At 37.8% G+C, this 23,349-nt stretch carries 21 protein-coding genes; 18 read left to right on the top strand and 3 right to left on the bottom strand.

The features are described 5' to 3' along the window. Positions 1-191: 191 nt before the first annotated feature. Genes amaP through CD138_RS05370 form a run of 3 tightly spaced genes read left to right on the top strand, consistent with a single transcriptional unit; the run spans position 192 to position 1,538 of the window. Positions 192-734 carry an alkaline shock response membrane anchor protein AmaP gene (gene amaP, locus CD138_RS05360; protein ID WP_167414223.1) on the top strand — a complete coding sequence of 181 codons (543 nt, stop codon included), beginning with the start codon at positions 192-194 and terminating at the stop codon, positions 732-734. 12 nt (positions 735-746) lie between these two features. After that, a complete protein-coding gene (locus tag CD138_RS05365) occupies positions 747-992 on the top strand; it encodes a DUF2273 domain-containing protein (RefSeq protein WP_019165072.1) in 246 nt (81 codons plus the stop codon). 54 nt (positions 993-1,046) lie between these two features. Next, a complete protein-coding gene (locus tag CD138_RS05370; RefSeq protein WP_019168327.1) occupies positions 1,047-1,538 on the top strand; it encodes an Asp23/Gls24 family envelope stress response protein in 492 nt (163 codons plus the stop codon). A gap of 227 nt (positions 1,539-1,765) precedes the next feature. Here CD138_RS05370 and CD138_RS05375 read toward each other — a convergent pair whose 3' ends face one another. Next, a complete protein-coding gene (locus CD138_RS05375) occupies positions 1,766-2,911 on the bottom strand; it encodes an MFS transporter (RefSeq protein ID WP_019168328.1) in 1,146 nt (381 codons plus the stop codon). A gap of 119 nt (positions 2,912-3,030) precedes the next feature. Further along, positions 3,031-4,989, bottom strand: coding sequence for an IucA/IucC family protein (locus tag CD138_RS05380; RefSeq protein WP_019168329.1), 1,959 nt, complete (start codon positions 4,987-4,989; stop codon positions 3,031-3,033). A 100-nt stretch (positions 4,990-5,089) separates the two neighbouring features. Here CD138_RS05380 and CD138_RS05385 point away from each other — a divergent pair, with 100 nt between their 5' ends. From CD138_RS05385 to CD138_RS05415, 7 genes are all read left to right on the top strand, one after another. After that, positions 5,090-6,274 carry an MFS transporter gene (locus CD138_RS05385; RefSeq protein ID WP_019168330.1) on the top strand — a complete coding sequence of 395 codons (1,185 nt, stop codon included), beginning with the start codon at positions 5,090-5,092 and terminating at the stop codon, positions 6,272-6,274. Then, a complete protein-coding gene (locus tag CD138_RS05390; RefSeq protein ID WP_019168331.1) occupies positions 6,258-8,021 on the top strand; it encodes an IucA/IucC family protein in 1,764 nt (587 codons plus the stop codon). Before CD138_RS05385 ends, CD138_RS05390 begins: the two co-directional genes overlap by 17 nt. Before the next feature lie 3 nt (positions 8,022-8,024). After that, positions 8,025-9,101 carry an alanine racemase gene (locus CD138_RS05395; RefSeq protein ID WP_019168332.1) on the top strand — a complete coding sequence of 359 codons (1,077 nt, stop codon included), beginning with the start codon at positions 8,025-8,027 and terminating at the stop codon, positions 9,099-9,101. Between the two features lie 69 nt (positions 9,102-9,170). Further along, on the top strand, positions 9,171-10,160 hold the full coding sequence (locus CD138_RS05400) for an ABC transporter substrate-binding protein (protein ID WP_019168333.1): 990 nt from the start codon (positions 9,171-9,173) through the stop codon (positions 10,158-10,160). 116 nt (positions 10,161-10,276) lie between these two features. Beyond that, positions 10,277-11,302 (top strand): FecCD family ABC transporter permease, encoded by a 1,026-nt coding sequence (locus CD138_RS05405; RefSeq protein ID WP_019168334.1) that lies wholly within the window; start codon positions 10,277-10,279, stop codon positions 11,300-11,302. Beyond that, a complete protein-coding gene (locus CD138_RS05410; protein WP_019168335.1) occupies positions 11,299-12,261 on the top strand; it encodes a FecCD family ABC transporter permease in 963 nt (320 codons plus the stop codon). The genes CD138_RS05405 and CD138_RS05410 overlap by 4 nt, the downstream gene beginning before the upstream one ends. A 91-nt stretch (positions 12,262-12,352) precedes the next feature. Then, positions 12,353-13,723, top strand: a complete 1,371-nt coding sequence (locus CD138_RS05415) for a YjiH family protein (protein ID WP_019168336.1) — start codon at positions 12,353-12,355, stop codon at positions 13,721-13,723. An 813-nt stretch (positions 13,724-14,536) separates the two neighbouring features. Here CD138_RS05415 and CD138_RS05420 read toward each other — a convergent pair. Beyond that, entirely contained in the window at positions 14,537-14,797 is a 261-nt protein-coding gene (locus CD138_RS05420; RefSeq protein ID WP_019168470.1) for a SunI/YnzG family protein, read from the bottom strand. Between the two features lie 189 nt (positions 14,798-14,986). Here CD138_RS05420 and CD138_RS05425 point away from each other — a divergent pair, with 189 nt between their 5' ends. From CD138_RS05425 to salA, 8 genes are all read left to right on the top strand, one after another. Further along, positions 14,987-15,496 (top strand): metal-dependent hydrolase, encoded by a 510-nt coding sequence (locus tag CD138_RS05425; RefSeq protein WP_019168471.1) that lies wholly within the window; start codon positions 14,987-14,989, stop codon positions 15,494-15,496. Positions 15,497-15,565: 69 nt separating this feature from the next. Next, entirely contained in the window at positions 15,566-16,756 is a 1,191-nt protein-coding gene (locus CD138_RS05430) for a UTP--glucose-1-phosphate uridylyltransferase (protein WP_026066844.1), read from the top strand. Positions 16,757-16,766: 10 nt separating this feature from the next. After that, positions 16,767-17,447, top strand: a complete 681-nt coding sequence (gene trhA / locus CD138_RS05435; protein ID WP_019168473.1) for a PAQR family membrane homeostasis protein TrhA — start codon at positions 16,767-16,769, stop codon at positions 17,445-17,447. Between the two features lie 12 nt (positions 17,448-17,459). Then, positions 17,460-17,663, top strand: a complete 204-nt coding sequence (locus CD138_RS05440) for a hypothetical protein (RefSeq protein WP_019168474.1) — start codon at positions 17,460-17,462, stop codon at positions 17,661-17,663. A gap of 441 nt (positions 17,664-18,104) precedes the next feature. Then, complete coding sequence (sdrM, locus tag CD138_RS05445; RefSeq protein ID WP_026066845.1) at positions 18,105-19,448, top strand: multidrug efflux MFS transporter SdrM; 1,344 nt, start codon at positions 18,105-18,107, stop codon at positions 19,446-19,448. Positions 19,449-19,473: 25 nt separating this feature from the next. Then, positions 19,474-19,935, top strand: a complete 462-nt coding sequence (locus CD138_RS05450; protein WP_019168476.1) for a SepA family multidrug efflux transporter — start codon at positions 19,474-19,476, stop codon at positions 19,933-19,935. Positions 19,936-20,039: 104 nt separating this feature from the next. Further along, positions 20,040-21,488, top strand: coding sequence for an MDR family MFS transporter (locus CD138_RS05455; RefSeq protein ID WP_019168477.1), 1,449 nt, complete (start codon positions 20,040-20,042; stop codon positions 21,486-21,488). A 293-nt stretch (positions 21,489-21,781) separates the two neighbouring features. Further along, positions 21,782-22,846, top strand: coding sequence for an iron-sulfur carrier protein/transcriptional regulator SalA (gene salA / locus CD138_RS05460; protein ID WP_019168478.1), 1,065 nt, complete (start codon positions 21,782-21,784; stop codon positions 22,844-22,846). The last annotated feature ends 503 nt before the right edge of the window (positions 22,847-23,349 follow it).

The following is a 23,349-nucleotide window of genomic DNA, read 5'->3' on the forward strand; positions in this document are numbered from 1 at the left end:
GTATTGAATTAGAAAAATTGACTGTGGTGCATTGTTTCTTTTAAGTAAAACAGGTTGAATCTAATCTTGTAAAAAAGTTTAATATAAATAAACAAATCATTTTTAAAAATATGACAAAATTTTAGTTTTTTCGTTAAATAATGAGGGTATATGCTTGATGTAAACAATTGAATAGGAGGTGGCATTTGATTATGACACGAATTAAAAACTTTATTCTAGGATTACTTATTATGGTAATCGTCGGCTTTTTGTTATTTATGTATATTGACTATCAGCCGTTGAAACAATACCAAAATTACTTTTATCAATTTAATTGGTTCGAACCCTTATTAATAGGTCTGGCTGGATTACTCATTGTCATCGGTTTGATTTTATTCTTACGCGCTTTCAAACCAACATATCGAAAACCAGGTCTTTATAAAGATTATTCAGATGGCCATATATATATTTCACGAAAATCAATCGAAAATACGGTCTATGATACGCTTTCAAAATATGATGAGATTCGCCAACCTAACGTCGTATCTAAACTTTACAACAAGAAAAAGAACAGTTTTATTGATATAACAACAGATTTTATCGTGCCATCAGAATCGACGCATGTCCCATCACTCGTTGAACAAGTGAGATTAGACATCAAAGAAAGTGTTGAACGTTTCTCAGAATTGCATGTCAAATCAGTCAAAGTCAATGTCCGTGACCAGAAGAGAGACAATGGTCCACGAGTCGTGTAAAGGAGGGGTCCTATGTCTAATGAAAATCGAAACGGTCAAAGTGAGCGAGATTCAGTAGAGCAATTTGCGAAGATATTACAAAACTACAAATGGCGTATCATTGGGTTTTTCTTCTTCCTCATTATTGCCATCTTGTTTTTAACACTTGGCTTTTGGAAAACGATTTTAATTATTGTCTTATGTTTAATTGGTATTGGTGTAGGGTATATTAAAGACCGTACACAAGATTTCTTAAATTTACTTAATCGGTTAAGTTGATTCAATAACCCTGGAAAAAGAAAATAAAAAATAAATAATAAAGGAGTTTTTGAAATGGCAGTTGAAAATAATAAAGCAAAAGAAAGTTACAATAGAGAAACAGGCGTGAACGAAACAGAAAGACAACAACGCGAAGAAAATCAAGGTCAACAATTTTCAAACAGCTTAACTTTTTCTGATGAAGTTGTAGAAAAAATTGCTGGTATCGCAGCACGTGAAGTACGCGGTATTCTAGATATGAAAGGCGGCTTTGTTGACAGCATTAGCGGTTCATTTACAGGTGGCAACAATGTGACACAAGGTGTATCTGCTGAAGTAGGCGAAAAACAAGCAGCAATCGACTTAAAAGTGATTTTAGAATACGGTGAATCTGCTCCGAAAATTTTCCGTAAAGTCACTGAATTAATTAAAGAACAAGTGAAACACATTACTGGCTTAGATGTTGTTGAAGTCAACATGCAAGTTGATGACGTGATGACACGTAAAGAATGGCAACAAAAGCATGAGAAAAACAAAGATCAAAACGAAAACAAAGGTTTACAATAATATTTAAAAAATGGAGGCATACGCTACAACACAGCGTATGCCTCCATTTTTAGGTTGAGTCATCATGTAAGGAAACCGCGACTAGGAAAGCGCAGCCATGAAGACAATCAAACACACACTTTATAGCGAAAGGGCAAGTTATATAAAATATTGCACAATAGCATCAAAAAATAAATAAAAAAGAAGTATGAGATGCACAATACATCATACTTCTTTTTCAATGTCATCTAAGCGACTTGTTTTTTCTTCAACATTAAAATAATGATAAAACCGATAAAACCAATGCCGGCAGCAAAATAAATCGTCGCATGTAACGTGATATGTGACACGATTAAACCACCGAGTAGTGCACCGAAACCAATGCCTGCATTAAGTGCCGACATATTCCAACTCATGACTTGACTGTTATCGCCTTCTACTTGGTCAATGAGTCCGGATTGTATCGCTGGATTCGTACTCCATTGAATAATATGCCAAATGAATAACGCAATCAGTAGTATGATGGTTGCTGTCCAAAGTTGATTTAAGACTAGCATCACAATGACAAAGCCACCACCACTCACTAACAACCATGTTTTAAATGACAATTGATCTGTAAAGAATCCTCCCATTGAAGTTCCAAGCATACCCGCGATACCAATAATAAGTAGAGCGAGAGAGACGAATTGGATGTTATGTCCGCCCGATAAAATTAATGGATTAATGTAAATATACGCGACTGAATTGGCCGTTAATAATATAAAAGTAATCGACAGGAGTTTCATCACTTCTCCTTTGTCTATAATTCGACTCGTCTGTACGGATGTTGTTTGTAAGGTCGATTTGACTTCACGTGGCAAGTAAATCATAAGTAACAGACCAGCAATGAGTCCAACTAAAATAATAAGTCCGAATGTAAAACGCCATCCTGCCCAATCGCCAATTAATGTACCAATTGGCACGCCGAAAACATTGGATGCGCTAAATCCTGTATACACAATGCCTAACATTTTCCCACGATTTTCCGGTTTCGCTAATACGACTGTAGTGGAAAGTATTTTAACGACGATCAATGCAGCGGCTGCTGATGAAATGATGCGACCGATAATTAAAATAGTAAAGTTAGGAGAGAGTGCGATCATCAGATTTCCTATTACGAAAAAGGCAATCGCTGACAGTAACACGCTTTTAGGTGAATATTTTTCGGTAAGTTTCACTAAAATAGGACCTGTTAATGCAAAAGTAAAAGCATAAATCGTCACAAGTTGACCGATCCATGCTTCTGATATATTTAAATCTGCGCTCATCAGATTCATAATGCCAGCGACAACCATTTCAACCATTCCTACGATGAAAATACTTAACATAAACGTTAAGGTACGCATGATTGTCATAGCCATTCTCCTCAAATGTAATTTTTGTCTATATGCTATTTTAATACAATTACATAGGATAAGAAATGGTTTTGACTCAATCTTTTATAGAAACAGACTGATTTGATGCTTTCGTCCATTTATTTTGAAAGTGGATTGTCGACTTTAACATACGTATATTCATGTGCTTCGTCTAATGATCGCATCGTTGTGACACATTTATAATCAATCGTTTCGTTAAAAAATACGTCTTGCATATGGGATAAACGTTCGTGTTCAATATCGGACGCCTCAAGTTTTTCGAAACATTGTTCGATTTGTTGACGGACGACAGCCCATAACGTATTTTCAAGTGTGGCATCTTGATAAAAGCGTGCGAGTGTTGCGACAAGTTCACCGAGATGATTTTGTATGGTTGAGTAAAATGCTTTATTAAATACAGACGTTTGACTCTTCGTTAAGATGCGTGATTTTTCATGGAAATGCGATGTATCGTAACCCATTTGTGCTAGTTGTTCAGCATCGATACGTAGCCCTTCGAAGTCGCGGATGAGCATGTGTGAAAACGTCCCTGTACGCGGTTCGAATACAGCAATCGTATTTTGTAAGTGCGCTTCTAATGCGATGCCATATTTGACTAATAATGGAATGACGTAATCGATCAATGAAGCGGCATAAGATCTAAACCATTCGACACGTGCATCAAAATCGATTGTGTCTTCTCTTGTCTCTATATAACGTTCAACCAAGTCAACCATGAGCGGGCGCGCAGTTTTTGGATGGGTGACGACGAGACTGGATGGAATGAGTGGCAATCCATCGTTGGCTACCATGTCATAGATGTTTTGTCTAAATAATGTGCCTAATTGTTCACTACGGCGCTCTTGGTCGTCAGGTGTACTGTTTTCAGGTTGATAAAAATGTGCCCCGGCAATTTCAGGTACTGGTGAAGTTGCGACGTTGTTGAACAGTACATCTTGTGCTAAAATGTCTGTTAATATTTTTGTCATTAAAGGGCCATTATGCGTCGTTTGTTCTGAAAGGGTGCGAATTTCGCCTGTAATATGTACATTGGTTGAAAGTTTAATATGCGGTGTGACGTCAGGCTTTTTAGGCATTAATGTTCGGAACGACAATCCTGCATAGTAGGGCATCGTATAATCTAATGGAATGATTGCTTGTGTGTCGAGTTCATGTTCGTAATCTTTACGAATGATGTGTTCATATTGCCAAGGGTGAACGATTAGAGGCATGTAATCTTCCAATGTCGCATGCGCGTTCACAGCTTGTTGTGCCGCTGTTTGAAGACCATCGAACATGTGATAGATGGTGTCTTGATATGGACCATGTTCTGTCATTGTGCGCACAACATCACGATGAATGAGAATGAACTGCATCGGTATCGGGTGTTGATATTCGGACGAGTAATCAATCGTTTCTTGTGCTGACATCCCTTTACGTAATTTGGCACCTGGATGTATCGGATGACCTTCCACAACGAGTTGCTCGGATGTTAAATAGCCGTCTTCTTGTGATTCTACATAGTCAAGTAAGGATGACGCGTCTTTCAATAGATGTTGTGCTTGATAACTGAGTGCAAGTGTCATATGTGCGGCACTATTTTCCATATCATCACGAAATTGTTCTGCGGCTGCACCTTGATATACTGTATCTTCATTAATGATGACATCGAGTACTTCATTAGGATGCATCACGCGACGGTCTTCTCCATCTGATGTTTTCCAATAAAAAGGTCCTGTGACATCAACGCGGTTAAATGCGTGATGCCCGATGACACGGGCGTACAATGTGTGTTGGCCGTATGTAAAGTGAATCATTAATACTTCGCCGGTAGGTATAGCAGGGTTGTTTAACTGCTCTGCTTGTACGAACGTACTATTGGTATAGCTTCCGACCAAGTTCTCACGGTACAGTGATGCCATCAGTCGGGCTGTAATTTTGTCACGGCCTGTTAAAATATGTTGTTTAAATTGCGTGGCCCAGTTCGAATCAAATTGGAGAAGTGTTTGATAATTCTCCATTTCATCTTTTGTAAAGTCTTTTTCTATCATACTCAGATGATTTTGTTCCGTTTTCATGACGACACCTCATTCATTTTATTTTACAAATACGAAAAGGATTCGTATAATCCATAATATCGGAAATGAGAATGGTTATCAATTAAAGAAGGTGGAAATTTTGGCAAAATGGTTTTTTCCGAGTACCTTTTTACTATTTTTAGGGAATTGGATTGGTCAAATTGCCCTGAACTGGTATGCCTATCAACTCAATCAAAACCCAATGGACCTTGCACTCATCAACTTCTTTAGACTTGCACCGATTTTCGTACTCAGTTTATGGGCAGGCAGTATTGCTGATCGTTATCGTCGTTCAACATTGATTAAAATAACAGTGGCTAGTTCGATGGTCATTACAGGTACTTTAACGGTATGCGTATTGATCATGAATGACATCCCTATGCATTATTTATACATATATGCCTGTTTGCGCGGCTGTATGAGTGCTATTGAAACACCGGTGAGACAAGTTGTATTACCCGATCTCTCCGAAAAACTCACTGTTTCTAAAGCTGTATCATATCATTCCTTTTTATTAAATGTTTGTCGCTCAATCGGCCCTGCTGTGGCGGGATTTATCATTGCAGCATATGATGTGCCAATTGCATTTGTCGTACAAACGATGTGTTATGCACTCGCGCTCATTTCAAGTCTTCCGTTAAAACTTGCAGTCGTCAAACCGGTCAAAAACAAACAATTTTCGTTAGCGGTTGCGGTACAATATTTTAAACTGCATATGCAAGGAAGAAAGATTTTTATCACGTCACTACTTATCATGGCAATGGGGTATTCTTATACCACGATGTTACCGATTTTAACAGACGAGATATATCCGAATAGTGCATCCGTATTTGGTACAGCGATGACAGTGAGTGCCATAGGTGGGATTTTGGCAACGCTCACAATCCCTTATGTGTTACAAAAATTTTCAACAGACAAATGTTATTACTTCAGTTCAATCTTATTTGGTATCGCGATACTTTTATTATACCCTCTTGGCGAAATCGGCTTGTTTTTAATGATCTTTTTCGTTGGGCTTTTTGGTCAGTTTGCACGCACGACGAACCGCATCTATTTTCAAAATGATGTAGATGAAGCGTCTAGAGGTAAAATTTTAAGCGTCATTATGATGGATAGAGGGATGATTCCACTTGGCGCAATGGTACTTAGTTATTTTACAGAATTAATAGGCATTACGTCGACCTTTGTCATCATGGGTGGCGCGACGACCGTCATTGCAATTTTAGGCTATTTAACAAACTTTAAGATAAATGGAGGCAAAACAGTTCATGACACGCACGCATAAACTGAATGCAGATCATAATATTCAATACCGGATTCTCATCGCATGTATGAAAGAGCAATTATTTCCTGAAAAGACCTTACTTCAATTTCAACAAAATCAAGTGATGATTCAGTACCAGCAACATTTGTTACAAGTTCAATACGAAACAATCAGTACATTGTATCAACTCGAATTGACGGGGCCTATTATTTATCGTGTTGGTGCAGAGGAGGTCACAATTGAAACAGTCGAACAATTGATAGATATTTTAAGTACGCATTTTCATATGACATTTCATGAGCAATTAATTGAAGAGTTATTACATAGTCGTCTAGGTCTAAAACTGAGCTATCAACAATTGCGTCAACGCGAACGTGTGATGCGCCATTCATTAAAATTTTCACGTATGCCAGAAACGCTGAACTTTATCGCTTGGTTGAATCATATGAATGGGGATGAGTCGTTCTCAGTCCTTGGCTATACAGAAGGAATGGTTTGGGAAGGACATCCGTCGCACCCGTTAACAAAGACGAAATTGCCACTGAATACAGAAGAAATTCAACAATTTGCGCCGGAATTTATGAAAGTCATTCCTCTAAAAATGGTACTCGTACGTAAAACATTATTAAAAAGTACAAGCATGACAGGGGAAGTGGATTTCGTTTTGAAAAAAATGTTCCCTGATCAAGAAAGTAAATTAAGACAATGGATGCAAACGTATGAAGGGACGCTCGATGATTATCGGGTGATGCTCGTTCACCCTTGGCAATACACGAATGTGATTACTAAACGTTTCCAAACAATGATTGCGCAACATGATGTGATTCCAACACCGTTTACTATTGATTCCAAAGCGACCTTGTCTTTTAGAACGATGCGCTTACTCCATTATCCATACCATGTAAAATTACCGGTGAACGTTCAAGCGACGAGTGCTGTACGTACTGTTTCAACAGTGACGACAGTGGATGGCCCGAAATTAAGTTATCAATTACAAGATATGTTAGACATTTATCCGACATTATCTGTTGCAAGTGAACCCTATGGCGCGCATATTGATGTGGAAGCGGATTTGGCACGTCAGTTTGCGATGATTGTACGCCATTCACCTGAAATTCATACACATGACAATACGCAACTAGTGACGGCTGTCCTGACGCAAGTGAACCCTGTGGATGGACAGGTGGTCGTCGATAGTTTGATTGAATATCTGTACGGGGACATTAATGAACAAACCATTCACCAGTTCATGCGTCAATACATGGAAGCATTGATACCACCACTCATTGCTTATATTCAACAATATGGCATTGCGTTAGAAGCCCATCAACAAAATACAATTATGCAAATAGAGAAAGAAAATGAGGCGTTTTCATTTATTGTCCGTGATTTAGGAGGTTCACGTATTTATCCTGAGACGTTAAAACAAACGGTCCCTAATTTTAAAATTACGAATGAAAGTTTAATTAGTGATGAAATTGAAGCAGTTATTGCGAAGTTTCAACATGCGGTCATTCAAAATCAACTCGGAACATTGATTCATCATTTCCATCATGTGCATCACATTGACGAAGCGCCGTTATACGACATTGCAGCAGAAGTGATTGAGGAAGCCATCGACCCATCACACGCACATGCGGATGCATTGAAACGTGTCTTATTCGGCGACAAAATGACCGTCAAAGCTTTACTCAATATGAGAATGGAACAAAAAGTGAAACAATACGTGCAAATCGACATTCAAAATCCTTTAGAAAGAGAGCTGTAGTCTATGCCTCAAATACACATTAATTTAAGTAAAATCAAATACAATGCGATGATTTTACAGCATATGCTTGCAGAACAAGGGGTACGTATGATTCCAGTTACGAAATGTATGGGTGGCGATACCACAGTTCGTCAACTGTTTCGTGAAATGGGCTTTGACACTTTAGCTGAATCGCGCTTAACGGCAATGATGTCAGACGATTCAAAATCTACGAGACAAGACATGATGATCAAAGGGGCACTGCCACATGAAATCAATGACGTCGTGCGCTACAGTCAAATCAGTATTCAAACAGAACTCGAAACCATTCGTGCGCTCAGTGACGAAGCGGTTAAACAAGGCGTAAAACATCACATTTATTTAATGGTGGATTGGAAAGATGGGCGAGAAGGAGCATTGACCTATGAAGTTGTACCGCTCATTAAAGAAATTATTCGACTTAAAGGCGTCTATTTAAAAGGGTTGTCATTTAACTTTATGTGTTTCCGTCAAATTCCACCGACTGAAGAAGATATTGTGTATATCAATTATTTTATAGAATCGGTCGAACGGGACACAGGCGTACAATTCAAGATGATTTCAGGTGGGAATTCGAGCATGCTCACGTTAGCGATGTATGCCGACCTTGGACGTATTAACGAACTCAGAATCGGTGAAGCGTTGTTTAGAGGTTATGAAACAGCATATCACATGCGTTTGCCGTATTTATTTGATGATACAGTCACATTGAGTGGTCGAATTTTAGAAATTAAACCGCGCTTAAACCTAGAGACGCGTCAATCGTATATGCAAGCTTTAATCGATATTGGTCAGTTGGATACAGTGATTGCTGGCATTCAACCTATGGATCAACAACTGAAAATCGTCGGACACTCCAGTGATACATTGATGTTGAATTTAGGGTTAGCGGATTATTATCAAATTGGTGATCAGATTAAATTTCGCTTAGATTATGGCGCGCTTGCACAGAGTATGCATATGCGTCATATTCCGAAAAGTTATGATGAAGACCTAGGTATTGAACAACTTGTTCATGGACACGTAAATATAAAAAAGAATCATTTTATCAAACAGTATTGACAATGAGAATCGTTATCAACTATTATTAAAATGTATTTGAAAAACACATTTCAAAGGAGTGGCATAATAGTGAAAACAAAGAAATGGTGGGGTATTCTTGCCCTAGTTGCTGTCATGGTACTTGTTGCAGCATGTGGCAATGTAAGTGATTCTGACAAGTCGAAAAACAAGTCAGAAAGTACGAAAAGTGTTGAAATTAAGCACGACGGTGGTACAACTAAAATTGATAAAGAGCCAAAAAGAGTCGTGGCTTTAGAATATTCATTTGTGGATGCATTAGTTGCTTTAGGCGTGAAGCCAGTAGGTATTGCGGATGATGGCAAAAAAGCAAACTTAATTGACCCACTACGCGATAAAGTAGGCGACTACAAATCTGTAGGTGCACGTAAACAACCTAACTTAGAAGTGATTAGTGAACTTAAACCGGACTTAATTATTGCGGATAATAACCGTCATAAAGGGAACTACGAACAATTAAGCAAAATTGCACCAACGATTTTATTACCAAGTTTAGATTCTGACTACAAAGACAACATTGAAGCGTTCAAAACAATCGCCAAAGCATTATCTAAAGAAGATCAAGCGGATAAACGATTGAAAGAACATGAAGAAAAAATTGATAAGTACAAAAAAGAAATTACAATGGATAAAAATCTAAAAGTTTTACCAGCTGTTATTTCTCAATCAGGTCTTCTAGCGCACTCTGATAAATCTTATGTCGGTCAATTTTTACGTGACCTCGGTTTTAAAGAAGCGTTAACGAAAGAAGTTGCGGATCAATTACCTGAATACTTAAATGCACCATACTTGAATATGAACTCAGAGCAATTAGCTGAAGTGAACCCTGAACGTATGTTTATTATGGTGAATGGCGAAAAAGACCCATTCTACGCTAAAATGAAAAAAGACCCAGTATGGAACGAAATCGATGCGGTTAAAAATGATCGCGTACATGTCGTTGATCGTCAAACATGGGCAAAATCAAGAGGTTTAATCTCTTCTGAAGAAATCGCAAAAGAACTTGTAGAGATTTCTAAAAAGGAAAGCAACGACAAGTAATTATTTGCAAGGGATGAAATTGGATGCCTTATTTGTGCACATTGATTCATTCGAAATAAGGCTGACATGTTGGTATTCCTAGACGCTTGTTGATTGCATATAAAAGGTGATTGGTTATGTCAAAGTTAAATACAAAATTAAATGATGAACATCACCAAAGAAGACGCACCACGCTTACATTTATTGTAAGCGTGTGCTTTCTTATTTTTGCAATTTATTTAAATCTTGCAATTGGTTCATCAAAAATTTCATTTCAATCGATGTTAGATTATTTTTTTCATCTTGAAACAACGAAAGCCACCTTTTTGATACATAATGTACGAATGCCTAGAATGATTGCAGCTATGATGATTGGTGCTGCATTAGCTGTTGCTGGGGTTTTAATGCAAGCGATCACACGCAATCCACTTGCTTCACCACAAATTTTTGGTGTCAATGCAGGTGCGTCATTTATGGTTGTACTCATTACCGTTTTTCTCCCTGTATTAGCGGATCATGCAGTTATTTTTGCTTTTGTCGGTGCCTTTATCGGCGGTTTGACGGTCTATACACTTGCGGATACGACTAAAGGGATGACTCCAGTGAAATTAGCGCTCGCGGGGATGACGGTCCATTTATTTTTCACGAGTTTAACGCAAGGGATTATATTGTTAAATGAAGACGCGACAACGACTGTTATGTTTTGGCTTGTCGGTGCACTACATACCATTAAATGGCCCCAAATTTTTCAAGTGTTGCCGTGGATCATCGGTGGACTCATCGCTGCATTGCTACTTGCACGTCAACTTGCGATTTTAACTCTAGGCGATCAGCTCGCAACAGGCCTCGGTCAAAATACGAAACTCATTCGAGCTTTGGCAGGATTGCTCGTCATCATCCTTGCAGGTGCGAGCGTCTCTATTGCAGGTCCCATTGGCTTCGTTGGCTTAATCGTGCCGCATATTGTGAAATACTATTTAAATCGTAATTATTTTTTAATTATGATACTTTCGATGATTATGGGTGCTAATTTGTTATTGATTTCTGATGTGATTAGCCGTCTCATAGCTTTTCCATTCGAATCACCTGTCGGCATCGTGACAGCTTTTGTCGGAGCATTATACTTCTTGTGGATTACAATGAGAGGGGTGAAAACGCGATGAACATTCATTTGGGTAGACGTTATAGTTTTATCATCGTACTTCTTATTGTAGGGGCTATTTTAAGTTTAAGTGCAGGGGCAGTTTGGATTTCACCGACCACTGTATTAAAAGAGGTCTGGTCAGGCGACAACTTTATTTTAAATGAATTTAGAGTGCCCCGTATGTTGCTCGGTATTTTAGTCGGTGCAGCATTATCGATTTCAGGTGCAGTCATTCAAGGTGTGATTCGCAACCCGCTTGCGTCACCAGATGTCATCGGTATCACGAAAGGGGCAAGTTTAGCAGCAGTCATTGTGATCATTGTATTTCCGACTGCACCACTATTCGTACTTCCGGTCGCCTCATTTATAGGCGCATTAGTCATTAGCGTTATTTTATCACTGTTGATTAGTTGGAAAGGTATTAAAGGTTCACAGCTTGCACTCATCGGGATGGCCATTGGTGCGGTTGCAATGGCATTAGTACAATACTTACTCATTCGCAACCCAATGGAAGCAAACATTGCACTTGTTTGGTTAACCGGAAGTCTTTTCGGTCGCTCAATGGATCACGTATTGACCATTTTACCGTGGTTGATTGTAGCGATGCCAGTGATTTTCCTATATGCGAGAAAGCTCGATATTTTACATTTAGGCGATGATGTCTCAACAGCATTAGGGACAAACGTACAACGCACTAAAATGATTTTACTTTTAGCATCCGTGATGTTGGCAGGTGCCGCCATTTCAGTTGTCGGGGGATTGAGCTTTTTAGGTCTCATTGCACCCCACATTGCACGAAGTCTTGTCGGTCATCAGCATCGTCATATTATTGCGATGTCAGGACTCGTAGGTGCACTGCTGATGGTCATTGCTGATGGCTTAGCACGTATCATTGCACCGCCTATCGATATTCCAGTCGGTGTGTTAATCGCGATTATTGGTGCGCCTTATTTCCTTTATGTATTACGCAAAATGTGATAGGCTCGATATTGCATATATATAGAAAATTTTTGTATAATTTATATCTGTTGTTGAACTGGTATATCCGAATGGGAAAAGGTGGACAGAAATGGAAGATTTGAATCAGAAAGAAAAAAATATAGGGAGATTAAAGTTTATTATTCTCTCACTTATTGGGATTGTATTATTTTTAATTCCACTCCCTGTGATAGAAGATGGGAAACATACGACAACGTTACCCATTGCATTTTTAGCCAAACAATTTCAAGCATTATTAGGGCCAGCCATACCATGGATGATTATGTTGATTATTTTTGCTTCGGGCCTATTAACAATATTATGTAGCACTGTATTCAAACATCGTATACCGAAGAATAGCTTTAGAGCGAATGCATTTATTGTGACATGGCCATGGTTTGTGATTCGTATGCTGGCGATGATTCTCGTTTGCATGACATTTTTAAACAAAGGTTTTTCATGGGTTTATTCAGAAGATACAGGTGGACTTATTTTTACTGGGTTACTCCCGACACTCGTCGCAGTATTCTTCTTTGCAGCTATCTTTTTACCATTATTGCTGGAATACGGTTTACTAGAGTTTTTAGGACCTATTTTTAGACCTGTCATGCGACCGCTGTTTACATTACCAGGGCGTTCAACTGTCGACAACCTCGCATCCTTTATTGGTGATGGGACAGTCGGCGTGATGATTACAAGTAAGCAATATGAAGCGGGGTATTATACAAAACGAGAAGCGACAGTGATTGCGACCACATTTAGCGTCGTTTCATTAACTTTTGCCATTGTTATTGCAGAAACGATTGGTTTGATTCATCGTTTCGCGCTCTTTTATGGGACGGTAATTTTAGCGTGTTTCGTTGCAGCATTAATTATGCCGCGGATTTGGCCATTGCGTCACATAGAAGATCGTTTTTCAGATGGTGTCACGGCTGAAGAACGACCAGAAAAGCAATACAATTATAAAGAGTCATTTCGTAGAGGTTATGAAGATGCAATCGTGACAGCTTATCAGGCACCAGGTTTCAAACAATACTTGGTGACCGCATTTAAAACAGTCATGGACATGTGGCTTGTTGTCATCCCTGTCGTGATGACGATCGGTACAGTAGCGACCATTTTGGCGACGTACACACCTATTTTTACATGGATTGGCATGCCTTTCGTACCGATTTTAGAGTTAATGCATGTCCCGGAAGCGCAAGCAGCCTCTGAAACTTTGATTATCGGTTTTGCGGATATGTTTCTACCGTCAATCTTGATTGAAAGTGTAAACAGTCCTATGACACAATTTATTGTCGGTGTTTTAAGTGTCTGCCAATTGATTTATTTATCTGAGGTAGGTGGCGTGATTTTAGGATCAAAAATTCCAGTCGGGTTAGGGAAACTTTTTGCTATCTTCTTAATTCGTACAGTGATTACACTCCCGATTATTGTGTTAGTCGCACATCTCTTTTTCTAAAACAAAATTGAATCGAAAAGAAAACAGGCGTGAGAAACAAGATTCCTCAGCCTGTTTTTTTGCGTGTTTGCGTGATGGGGGTGGGACATAAAAAATTTTGATGATATTGATGTAATATATTGTTTAACTTGCCCTTCCGCTTTGAATTGTATTTTTGATTGCCCTCATGGCTTCCCTTTCTTAGGGGCTGGCCCTTCAACTAACTAACGCTTAATTAAACTATTACATTTGTTGAAGCGTTAGTGGATTTTGGGAGCAGTACAGAAATCTGATGTGCAACAAAGATTTCGTAGTACTGCCCCCGCAAGGCTGACTAGACTTCTCAAAAGTAAAACATTGAGAAGTCAGACAGCTACTGCGTGAAACAGTAGCCTCTATCAAAGTTAATTGACGTTATTTTGTTTTTAACTCTATCCCTCAAAAGTCTCAGCCTTCTGGCAATCATACTCCAAATACAGGAGCAGAGGGCAAGTTTCTGATATGAAGACAATCCATATCATCCAATTATTACGTCCAATTCATCCTCGTTTTCGTCGGTATTATCATCAATTGTAGATATAGCTCCACGATAAATAGGACTGGGAAAACTTAATGTCTCGGTCCCTAGTAAGGGATAAATTAATTTGATAGTATTCTTTTTATAATATTTCCATAATATGGGAAACTTGCCTCATTTTCGACTGTTGTTATTGTAAAATCGTCAAAATGGATGAGACTCGCGAGGGATGAATCAAAGACTTAAATACGATTTCTGATATTTAACAGACATAAAAAATGGGACAGCCTCAGCCATCCCATCAATCATCTCAATTATTATCTCGTCACTTCGTTATATACTTTTTTATCATTAAATGTATAAATAATGTATTGTTGTTTATTTGTATCGATAATCACACGATTTGTTTTCCCAAAAGTAGAACCAATACGATAAACTTTTTTATCATCGACTTCAGGCACTGCATGAATATCTTGATCTTCTTTCACATTAAGGATTTCGTCATTAGGAATGTGAATATCTGCTACTCTCCATTGAATATGTACTTCTTCTTCATTTTTCTTTACTGTCATTGCCATTACAAAACACATCCTTTATTTCGATTTGTAGATTCATTGTAACTGATTGAAACCGTTTTTTCAATCAAAATGAGTTATAAAATAGTAAATGTGTTATACTATTTGAGAAGTGACGGAATATACGAAAATATGTTCGTGTTTTTGTGCGTTTTGTGGTATAATCCTTCCATCAATAGAAAGGTGGTTATCATGACCGGTAAAACGCACTCTGCTGCAGGTATTCTTATCGGAGCTGCAGTGGGTATACATTTTCAATTAGATATTTTTGAAATGGCCACATGCATTATTGTATCTGGTTTAGCGAGTATTTTCCCTGACATATGCCATACACGGAGTCAAATTGGGCAACGGCTGCCTATTATCAGTCACATTATCAAACACCTGTTTGGTCATCGTACTTTTACACATTCTTTACTTTTTATGTTTGGGATTTATTACGTATTACATATTATTGAAACACCAATTTACTATATGATTGGCATTATTTGTGGTATGCTTTCACATGTGATATTAGATATGTTAACACCGAGAGGCGTACATTTATTTTTTCCGATACCTATTCGCATACGTTTCCCAATTCACTTTAAGACAGGTGGTACAATAGATTTATCACTTGCGACAACTTTTAGCCTTGTCACATTGTATCTTTTATTTGAATCGACTATGAAACAGATTTTTAATTATTTTTTGCAATGGTGATGACATGAATCAAAGTGATGTGTTAATGAAATTGAGTCACAGCTTTATAAAAGGAGCGTATAATACATGATGTTAGAAAGTCATAAGCTTGAAAAATATAATCAATCACATTTAACAGAATATGAAAAGTTGATGAGTACGAACGAGAAAGAGCGACTGAACGAGAAAATTGCTCAACTGGATTTAGCAGAGATTCAATCACTCTATCAGCAAGTTTATGTGAACCGTCAAACGATTGATGATGTTTCAGACATCCAAGAGGTGAACTATGAAACAACTGCACAAATGACGGATGAAACCATTGAATTTTATCGACAACTCGGTTTACAAGCCATTCAAGAAGGTCAATTCGCTGTACTATTAATGGCGGGTGGACAAGGAACGCGATTAGGTTACAAAGGGCCTAAAGGTTCGTTTGAAATTGAAGGTGTGAGTTTGTTTGAACTACAAGCACGTCAATTGAAAGGATTAAAAGAACAAACAGGTCATTTTGTAGATTGGTACATTATGACAAGTGATATTAACGATGATGCGACACGTACATATTTTGAAGACCACAATTACTTCGGTTATGATGCGGAACATATCTACTTTTTCAAACAAGATAATATCGTAGCTTTAAATGAACAAGGCCAATTAATCTTAGACAAAAACGGCAGCATTATGGAGACGCCGAATGGTAATGGCGGCATTTTCAAGTCATTGAAAAAAGCGGGTTATCTTGACCAAATGGCTGAACGTCATAATGAATACATTTTTGTTAACAATATTGATAATGTGCTCGTTAAGGTACTGGATCCGTTATTTGCTGGTTTCACTGTGCACCATCATAAAGATGTGACGTCTAAATCCATTGCACCAGTTGAAGGTGAGAAGGTGGGGCGTTTAGCAGTTCGAAATGGTAAAGATACTGTTTTAGAATATTCAGAGCTTGATCCTGAAGTAGCGAATCAATTTAATAATGCAAATATTGGGATTCATGCGTTTCGCCGTACATTTATTGAAAATGTAGTCGACAAACCACTGCCTTATCATCTGGCTATAAAAGAACTTGAGCAATTAGATGATGATTTTGGTGTTGTTAAAAAACCTACATTAAAGTTCGAGCTGTTTTATTTTGATATTTTTCAATATGCCACTTCTTTTGTGACACTACAAGTTGCTCGAAATGAGGAGTTTAGTCCATTGAAAAATAAAGAAGGAAAAGACAGTATTGAAACAGCAACAAATGATTTGAAACGTATGAACATCATTGAATAGAGGTAATGTTATGACAAAAAGTGCTAAAAAGAAAAAAACGACGTTAGAAACATTTAAAGAAATGAACCCTTTGTCATTTGGAGAAGAAGTGGGAAATAGCGTCTCGCACGGTGTCGCAGCATTCATCATGTTAATGGCCCTACCTTATGCGGCTGTATACAGTTATGCCCACCACGGCGTACTGATGTCTGTCAGTGTGTCTATATTTGTCATTAGTATCTTTTTGATGTTCATTTCATCAACGGTGTATCATACGATGCAACAAGCGTCTCCTCATAAATATGTCATGCGTATTATTGACCACAGTATGATTTATGTGGCCATCACTGGTACGTACACACCGGTTTCACTTGTGCTCGTTGGTGGATGGCTCGGATGGACCATTATGATCATCCTTTGGGGTACGACGATTTGGGGGATTTTGTATAAAGCGATTGCGACAAAAGTCAACCCTAAGTTAAGTTTGATGATATATCTTGTAATGGGATGGGTCGGTGTCATTTACTTACCTATCATCATCAGTCAATCAAAATGGATGTTCTTTATTTTCATTTTATTAGGCGGTTTGGCTTATACGATAGGGGCATGGTTTTATGCACAAAAGGATAGACCTTATTTTCATATGATTTGGCATATATTTATACTTATCGCTTCATTATTCCATTTCATAGGTATTTTATATTTTATGTAGGTGGGTGTTTAGATGAAGCATCATTACAAGCTTTTCATGTTTGTACTAACGCTTTTACTGCTGTTTCAAGTGTATTTTGCATATTACTACATACTCGGTGAAGGTGCGATAACGACTTCTCCACTTTTTGGGGTAATGTCTTTAGGTTTAGGTGTCGTGATTGTCATTATCATGATTTCCGTACACCGACAACATAAAAAGAACAAGAAATCATAGTAGAGAGAGACTGTTCCGAGACGTCAATCCATCCTGTAATGCGGGAGGGTGATGTTACAACAGTCTCTTATCTTTATATGGAAAGATAAAATATTTCATGAATACTAAAAATGAATATTGAATATAGACGGTTGGATACATAAAGTTTGATTTTATGGCTTAGCGAATTCAAAATAAAGACAGATATTGAAAATGTACGAATTCAAATTGTAATGAAACCGACTTTCGAATTGCTTCAAAGATATGAATGTTTGAAGGATGTATCAAGTGTAGTCATGATAGACAATTCGATATAGAAAGGTGAAAGTGTTGGGCATCCACTTCATCTTTTTTCAAATATTTTGATAGAAATGAGGCGTCCAGATACCGATGTTAAAGGGTTTTCGTCTTACTAACAAGATGTCCACGACAACAATTACTTACATGGAAAGGTAGAAAAGTATGAATTTAAAGAGAGTTAGTATTATTTGCTCCCTAGTATTAATCATGTTTATGGCAGCTATCGAAACGTCGATTGTCTCATTAGCTTTACCGACAATGCGTGCTGATTTACATGCTACACAACCCATTTCACTTGTCTTTACAGTGTATTTTGTAGGGATTGTGTTATCGATTCCTATTTTAAGTGAGTTAATGTCACGGATAAAAATCATTTACGTGACCATGCTAGGGTTAATTTTATTTACAGTTGGTAGTCTCCTATCAGGGATGAGTTCCCAATTTGAAATGTTAGTCTTTGCGCGCTTACTGCAAGGTATCGGCGCAGGGATGAATATGTCTTTAGCGCAAATCGTTCCTAAGCTCGCATTTGAAATTCCATTTCGTTATAAGGTGATGGGGATTGTCGGCAGTGTTTGGGGGATTTCAAGTATACTTGGTCCGTTTCTCGGCGGATTTATTTTAGAAGTCTCATCATGGCACTGGTTATTTTACATTAATATTCCTATTGCAGTCATTGTGATAGTGCTCGTGTTGACGTCATATCATTTTGAAAGTGAATCGACGTCTAAGCATAAAGTTGATTTTGTCGGAATGGGCTTGTTTTATGTGTTATTGGCATTACTCATGGCGAGTGTGCTCATTACAGGTTATATTGCGATGAATCTCATTTGTTTCATCTTGTTCGTTATCCTCTTTGGTGTCATCATCAAACGTTCGAAACAAACGGCATTGTCATTTATCCCGATTAAAGAATTTAGCTCTAATGTACGATTAGCATTTTTTACGGACTTTTTTATTGCAGTGACATTAATTGGCTTTAATGTATTTATTCCATCCTATTTACAGGATCATTTAGGTTTAAGTCCTTTACAAAGCGGTCTCATCATATTCCCGCTGTCAATCGGATGGCTGTTGATTAATTTCACTTTAGAAAAAATTGAAGCCAATCGTACCGTTCGAGGTTTATATTTACTTGCAATAGGTATTTTAATTGTAGGAAGTATCACGGTGTTGATAGGGGCATTTCATCCTATCGTTGTTGCAGCCACATTATTCTTCTTAGGGATGAGCTTTGGAACAGCTTATACGAAAGATAGTGTGATGGTGCAAGAAGAAACTTCACCTGAAAGTATGAAAAAAATGATGTCGCTCTTTACATTAACCCGTAATATGGGGAATTCAGTAGGATCTGCAATCATTGGTTATATTTATGCGATGGATACAGTGTTCTTTAAAACAAGTATCCAAAATGTTATGGTATTTTGTATCATTGTATTGATCGGTTTATTGATGGTTTGGTATACACGCCAAGATAAAAGTTTACAGACAGTATCTGAAAAATGATAAAAGATATGGGGAGGTTTGATGATTGAAAGGAAAGTTTAATTTGTTTAACTTTGTCACTTTGTTAATCATCCTCTCCATTTTTATTGTTTCTGGGGCTATATTTTTAACATTGCTCGGTTTTGGCTTATTCGGTTTGAGTCGATTATTGATATATTTCCGCCTAGGCATGTTTACTTACAATGAAGGGTTTTATGACAATTTAATTTATTATGGCAGTTATATTATCCTTGGTTACTTTGTGATTTTTGGTGTCGAGTATTTGATGGATTGGCTCCAAAAGAAATTATATCCGAATCCGTATCTTGAGGGCTTCACATTTCATTTGATTTCATATGCAATGATGATGACGATGTTTTATTTTGTCATTCATATCCATTATCAATATATTCAGATCGACTATTGGGTATTGATGTTAATCGTCGCATTTCTCTACGTTTGCAAAGAAGTATTTTATCCGGATGCTGAAGATTTGAATCGAAAATAGTAGACATCAAAGCGCATTTTAATATGTAATCAAAAACTTTGCCAAGCTAACTTTTTAGTCGTAAAATAAAGCATTGGTATAGAAATGTAAGAGGAGGAAAGTGTATGCACAAAGGTGTTCATATTGATAAACCACAAAGAAATATCATCGTTGCTGTGATTTTAATTAGTGCCTTTATTGCTATTTTAAATCAAACATTATTGAATACTGCACTTCCTAGTATTATGAGAGGGCTGGATATTCATGAAAGTACCTCTCAGTGGTTAGTTACAGGATTTATGTTAGTGAATGGGATAATGATTCCATTAACGGCATATTTAATGGATAGAGTGCCGACAAGAATGTTGTATTTAACAGCGATGGGAACTTTTGTCGTTGGTTCTATCGTTGCAGCGTTAGCGCCGTCATTTCCGATATTGATGACTGCACGTGTGATTCAAGCAATGGGGGCAGGTGTCATTATGCCGCTCAGTCAGTTCACACTTTTTACGTTATTCCCTAAAAATCAACGAGGATTCGCGATGGGGCTATCAGGGCTTGTGATTCAGTTCGCCCCAGCTATTGGACCGACATTGTCAGGGGTACTTGTAGATCATTATTCATGGCGTGCACCGTTATTCGTTGTCGTTGTCGTTTCGATTATTGGCTTGGTCTTTGGTTGGCGTTCAATGCGTAACTTTAGTGATACGAAAGAAGTCGTGCTGGATAAAGCATCAGTCGTCCTTTCGACACTTGGCTTTGGGATGATGTTATACGGATTTAGTATTGCAGGTGCTCGTGGGTTTGATGATTTAATTGTATTGGTTAGTTTGATTGTAGGGATAGCTATTGTGGCATTATTCATTATCCGTCAATTACGTATCGACAACCCTATTCTCAAATTGTCGGCTTTTCGCACAAGAACATTCACATTAACATCCATTACATCCATGATTGTCTTCACATCAATGGTTGGGCCAGCACTGTTAATTCCGATTTATATTCAAAATTCACTCGGATTGTCAGCACTATTATCTGGACTGGTTGTATTACCAGGTGCCATCATTAACGGTGTCATGTCAGTCGTGACGGGGCGTTTATATGATAAAGTTGGCGCGAGAGTACTTGTCATACCAGGGTTCGCATTACTTTTAATAACGACATTAATGATGGCGCAATTGACTGCACACACATCATATATGTATGTCATAATCGTCTTTACAATTCGCCTGTTCTCAGTGTCGTTATTGATGATGCCACTGAATACAGCGGGAATTAACGCATTGCCAAATGAAATGGTGTCACATGGCACAGCGATTATGAATACGTTACGGACAATTTCGGGATCAATGGGAACAGCACTGATGGTTACATTGATGAGTTTGGGTGCAGGTCTTTATCAACCGGATGCATCTACTGCCCAAGAGATGATTCAACGTGAAGCGATGGCGCATGGTGTAGATTTAGCATTTTACGTCACTTCAGGTTTCTTATTGATCGGGTTTATCACGAGTTTCTTTATTTACGATAGAGGAAAAAAAGAACCTTCGAATAAACGACACGTCGTCCGTTAACAATAGGATAATAGATAAAACATCAAACAGCATCACGTTGTTTGGTGTTTTTTTGAGTTACTAGAAGCGGTGTGAATCGGTGGGGTTATTTCATCTCAAGGCAGTGATGGAACTAAAAATTCAGAATGCGCATCGCAAATGTGAGCCAAAGACATTTTAAGATTATAATTGAAAATAGATACACCAAAAGGGTCGTATTCATTTTTGAGTACAGGTGGAGTTTTTACCTTATGCAATACGGAAAAAGTTTGTTAAAATGAGGAATAAAGCGTATACAAAAGGAGATGTCGGAAGTGTTAACAGTCGAACAAGTGAAACAACTTATCGGAGAAATTAGCGACCCAATTATTAATGTTCCTCTAAAAGAAACTGAAGGGGTTGTAGAGGTGACCATCAAAGAAGAAAAAGCGCATGTCAGCGTCAAAGTAGCGATGGCCCAATTAGGAGGACAACCACAACTTGAATTACAAATGGCGATTGTGGAAAAGTTAAAAGAAAACGGTGCGAAAACGGTGGGCATTCGTTTTGAAACGCTTCCTGATGAAAAAGTAAAAGCATATGCTGGTGCGCAACAACAAGAAACACAAACCATTGAAGACGCACTAGCGAAAGGCAATAACCTTGAATTTATTGCGATTGCTTCCGGAAAAGGTGGCGTAGGTAAATCAACAGTCGCAGTGAATTTGGCAGTCGCATTAGCACGTGAAGGCAAACGTGTTGGTTTAATTGATGCAGATATTTACGGATTCAGTGTACCAGATATGATGGGAATCGATGAAAAGCCAGGTATTGAAGGGAAAACGGTCATTCCAGTTGAACGTCATGGTGTTAAAGTGATTTCAATGGCATTCTTTGTTGAAGAAAACGCACCTGTCATTTGGCGTGGGCCGATGTTAGGTAAAATGTTGACAAACTTTTTTACTGAAGTGAAATGGGGAGACTTAGATTACTTACTATTAGATTTACCTCCAGGCACAGGGGATGTTGCGCTCGATGTACATACAATGTTGCCATCAAGTAAAGAAATTATCGTCACAACACCCCATCCAACAGCCGCATTTGTTGCAGCGCGTGCAGGGGCAATGGCCAAACATACGGATCATTCAATATTAGGCGTGATCGAAAACATGTCTTACTTTGAAAGTAAAGAAACTGAAAATAAAGAATATATTTTCGGAAAAGGCGGAGGACAAAAACTTGCTGATGAATTACAAAGTGAGTTACTTGGACAATTGCCTTTAGAGCAACCGTCATGGAAACCTGTAGACTTTTCACCTTCTATTTACCAACCAGAAGATGGTTTAGGACAACGATATAAAGAAATTGCACAAAAAATCATCGCTAAAACACAACAATAAAGATTAATGCCGAGTAAGATATGCATATTAGGCTTTCTTGCTCGGCGTTTTAATAGATGTTGTAATAATAATAAACTTAATTGATAGATGTGAGGCTCGACTTTTTATAAGTATTGAAAAAAAGTTAAAAAAAGGGGTTGCATTTTCTGTTCGACCTGTATACAATATATTCTTGTGAGCGAAATAAAACGTTCATTTGAAATAAGAAATTAAAAAATTAAATTTCTTATTGACAACATATCACAGTGGTGATAAGATATAAAAGTCGTTAAAAACGGCAAAAAAAATTTAATTCAAAAATGTTTGAATGGTGTAAAATTTACTATTGCAAACTTTGAGAATTGAGTTTAAAATAATAAAGGTCTTGTTAATTAAATGAAGTTATAGTAAAATTGTTTAACAAGCGTAATGAACATTGAAAACTGAATGACAATATGTCAACGTTAATTCCAATAATTTGAGTACTTCAAAAGTACTTTCAAGAGTGATTGACTTAAACAATC

Origin of the sequence: Staphylococcus intermedius NCTC 11048 (assembly GCF_002902385.1) — a bacterium.
Lineage (GTDB): Bacteria > Bacillota > Bacilli > Staphylococcales > Staphylococcaceae > Staphylococcus > Staphylococcus intermedius.

Coding starts and splice junctions, on each gene's coding strand:
- amaP (WP_167414223.1), top strand. CDS start 192: ATGACACGAATTAAAAACTTTATTCTAGGATTACTTATTATGGTAATC.
- CD138_RS05365 (WP_019165072.1), top strand. CDS start 747: ATGTCTAATGAAAATCGAAACGGTCAAAGTGAGCGAGATTCAGTAGAG.
- CD138_RS05370 (WP_019168327.1), top strand. CDS start 1,047: ATGGCAGTTGAAAATAATAAAGCAAAAGAAAGTTACAATAGAGAAACA.
- CD138_RS05375 (WP_019168328.1), bottom strand. CDS start 2,911: ATGACAATCATGCGTACCTTAACGTTTATGTTAAGTATTTTCATCGTA.
- CD138_RS05380 (WP_019168329.1), bottom strand. CDS start 4,989: ATGAAAACGGAACAAAATCATCTGAGTATGATAGAAAAAGACTTTACA.
- CD138_RS05390 (WP_019168331.1), top strand. CDS start 6,258: ATGACACGCACGCATAAACTGAATGCAGATCATAATATTCAATACCGG.
- CD138_RS05395 (WP_019168332.1), top strand. CDS start 8,025: ATGCCTCAAATACACATTAATTTAAGTAAAATCAAATACAATGCGATG.
- CD138_RS05405 (WP_019168334.1), top strand. CDS start 10,277: ATGTCAAAGTTAAATACAAAATTAAATGATGAACATCACCAAAGAAGA.
- CD138_RS05410 (WP_019168335.1), top strand. CDS start 11,299: ATGAACATTCATTTGGGTAGACGTTATAGTTTTATCATCGTACTTCTT.
- CD138_RS05415 (WP_019168336.1), top strand. CDS start 12,353: ATGGAAGATTTGAATCAGAAAGAAAAAAATATAGGGAGATTAAAGTTT.
- CD138_RS05420 (WP_019168470.1), bottom strand. CDS start 14,797: ATGGCAATGACAGTAAAGAAAAATGAAGAAGAAGTACATATTCAATGG.
- CD138_RS05425 (WP_019168471.1), top strand. CDS start 14,987: ATGACCGGTAAAACGCACTCTGCTGCAGGTATTCTTATCGGAGCTGCA.
- CD138_RS05430 (WP_026066844.1), top strand. CDS start 15,566: ATGTTAGAAAGTCATAAGCTTGAAAAATATAATCAATCACATTTAACA.
- trhA (WP_019168473.1), top strand. CDS start 16,767: ATGACAAAAAGTGCTAAAAAGAAAAAAACGACGTTAGAAACATTTAAA.
- CD138_RS05440 (WP_019168474.1), top strand. CDS start 17,460: ATGAAGCATCATTACAAGCTTTTCATGTTTGTACTAACGCTTTTACTG.
- sdrM (WP_026066845.1), top strand. CDS start 18,105: ATGAATTTAAAGAGAGTTAGTATTATTTGCTCCCTAGTATTAATCATG.
- CD138_RS05455 (WP_019168477.1), top strand. CDS start 20,040: ATGCACAAAGGTGTTCATATTGATAAACCACAAAGAAATATCATCGTT.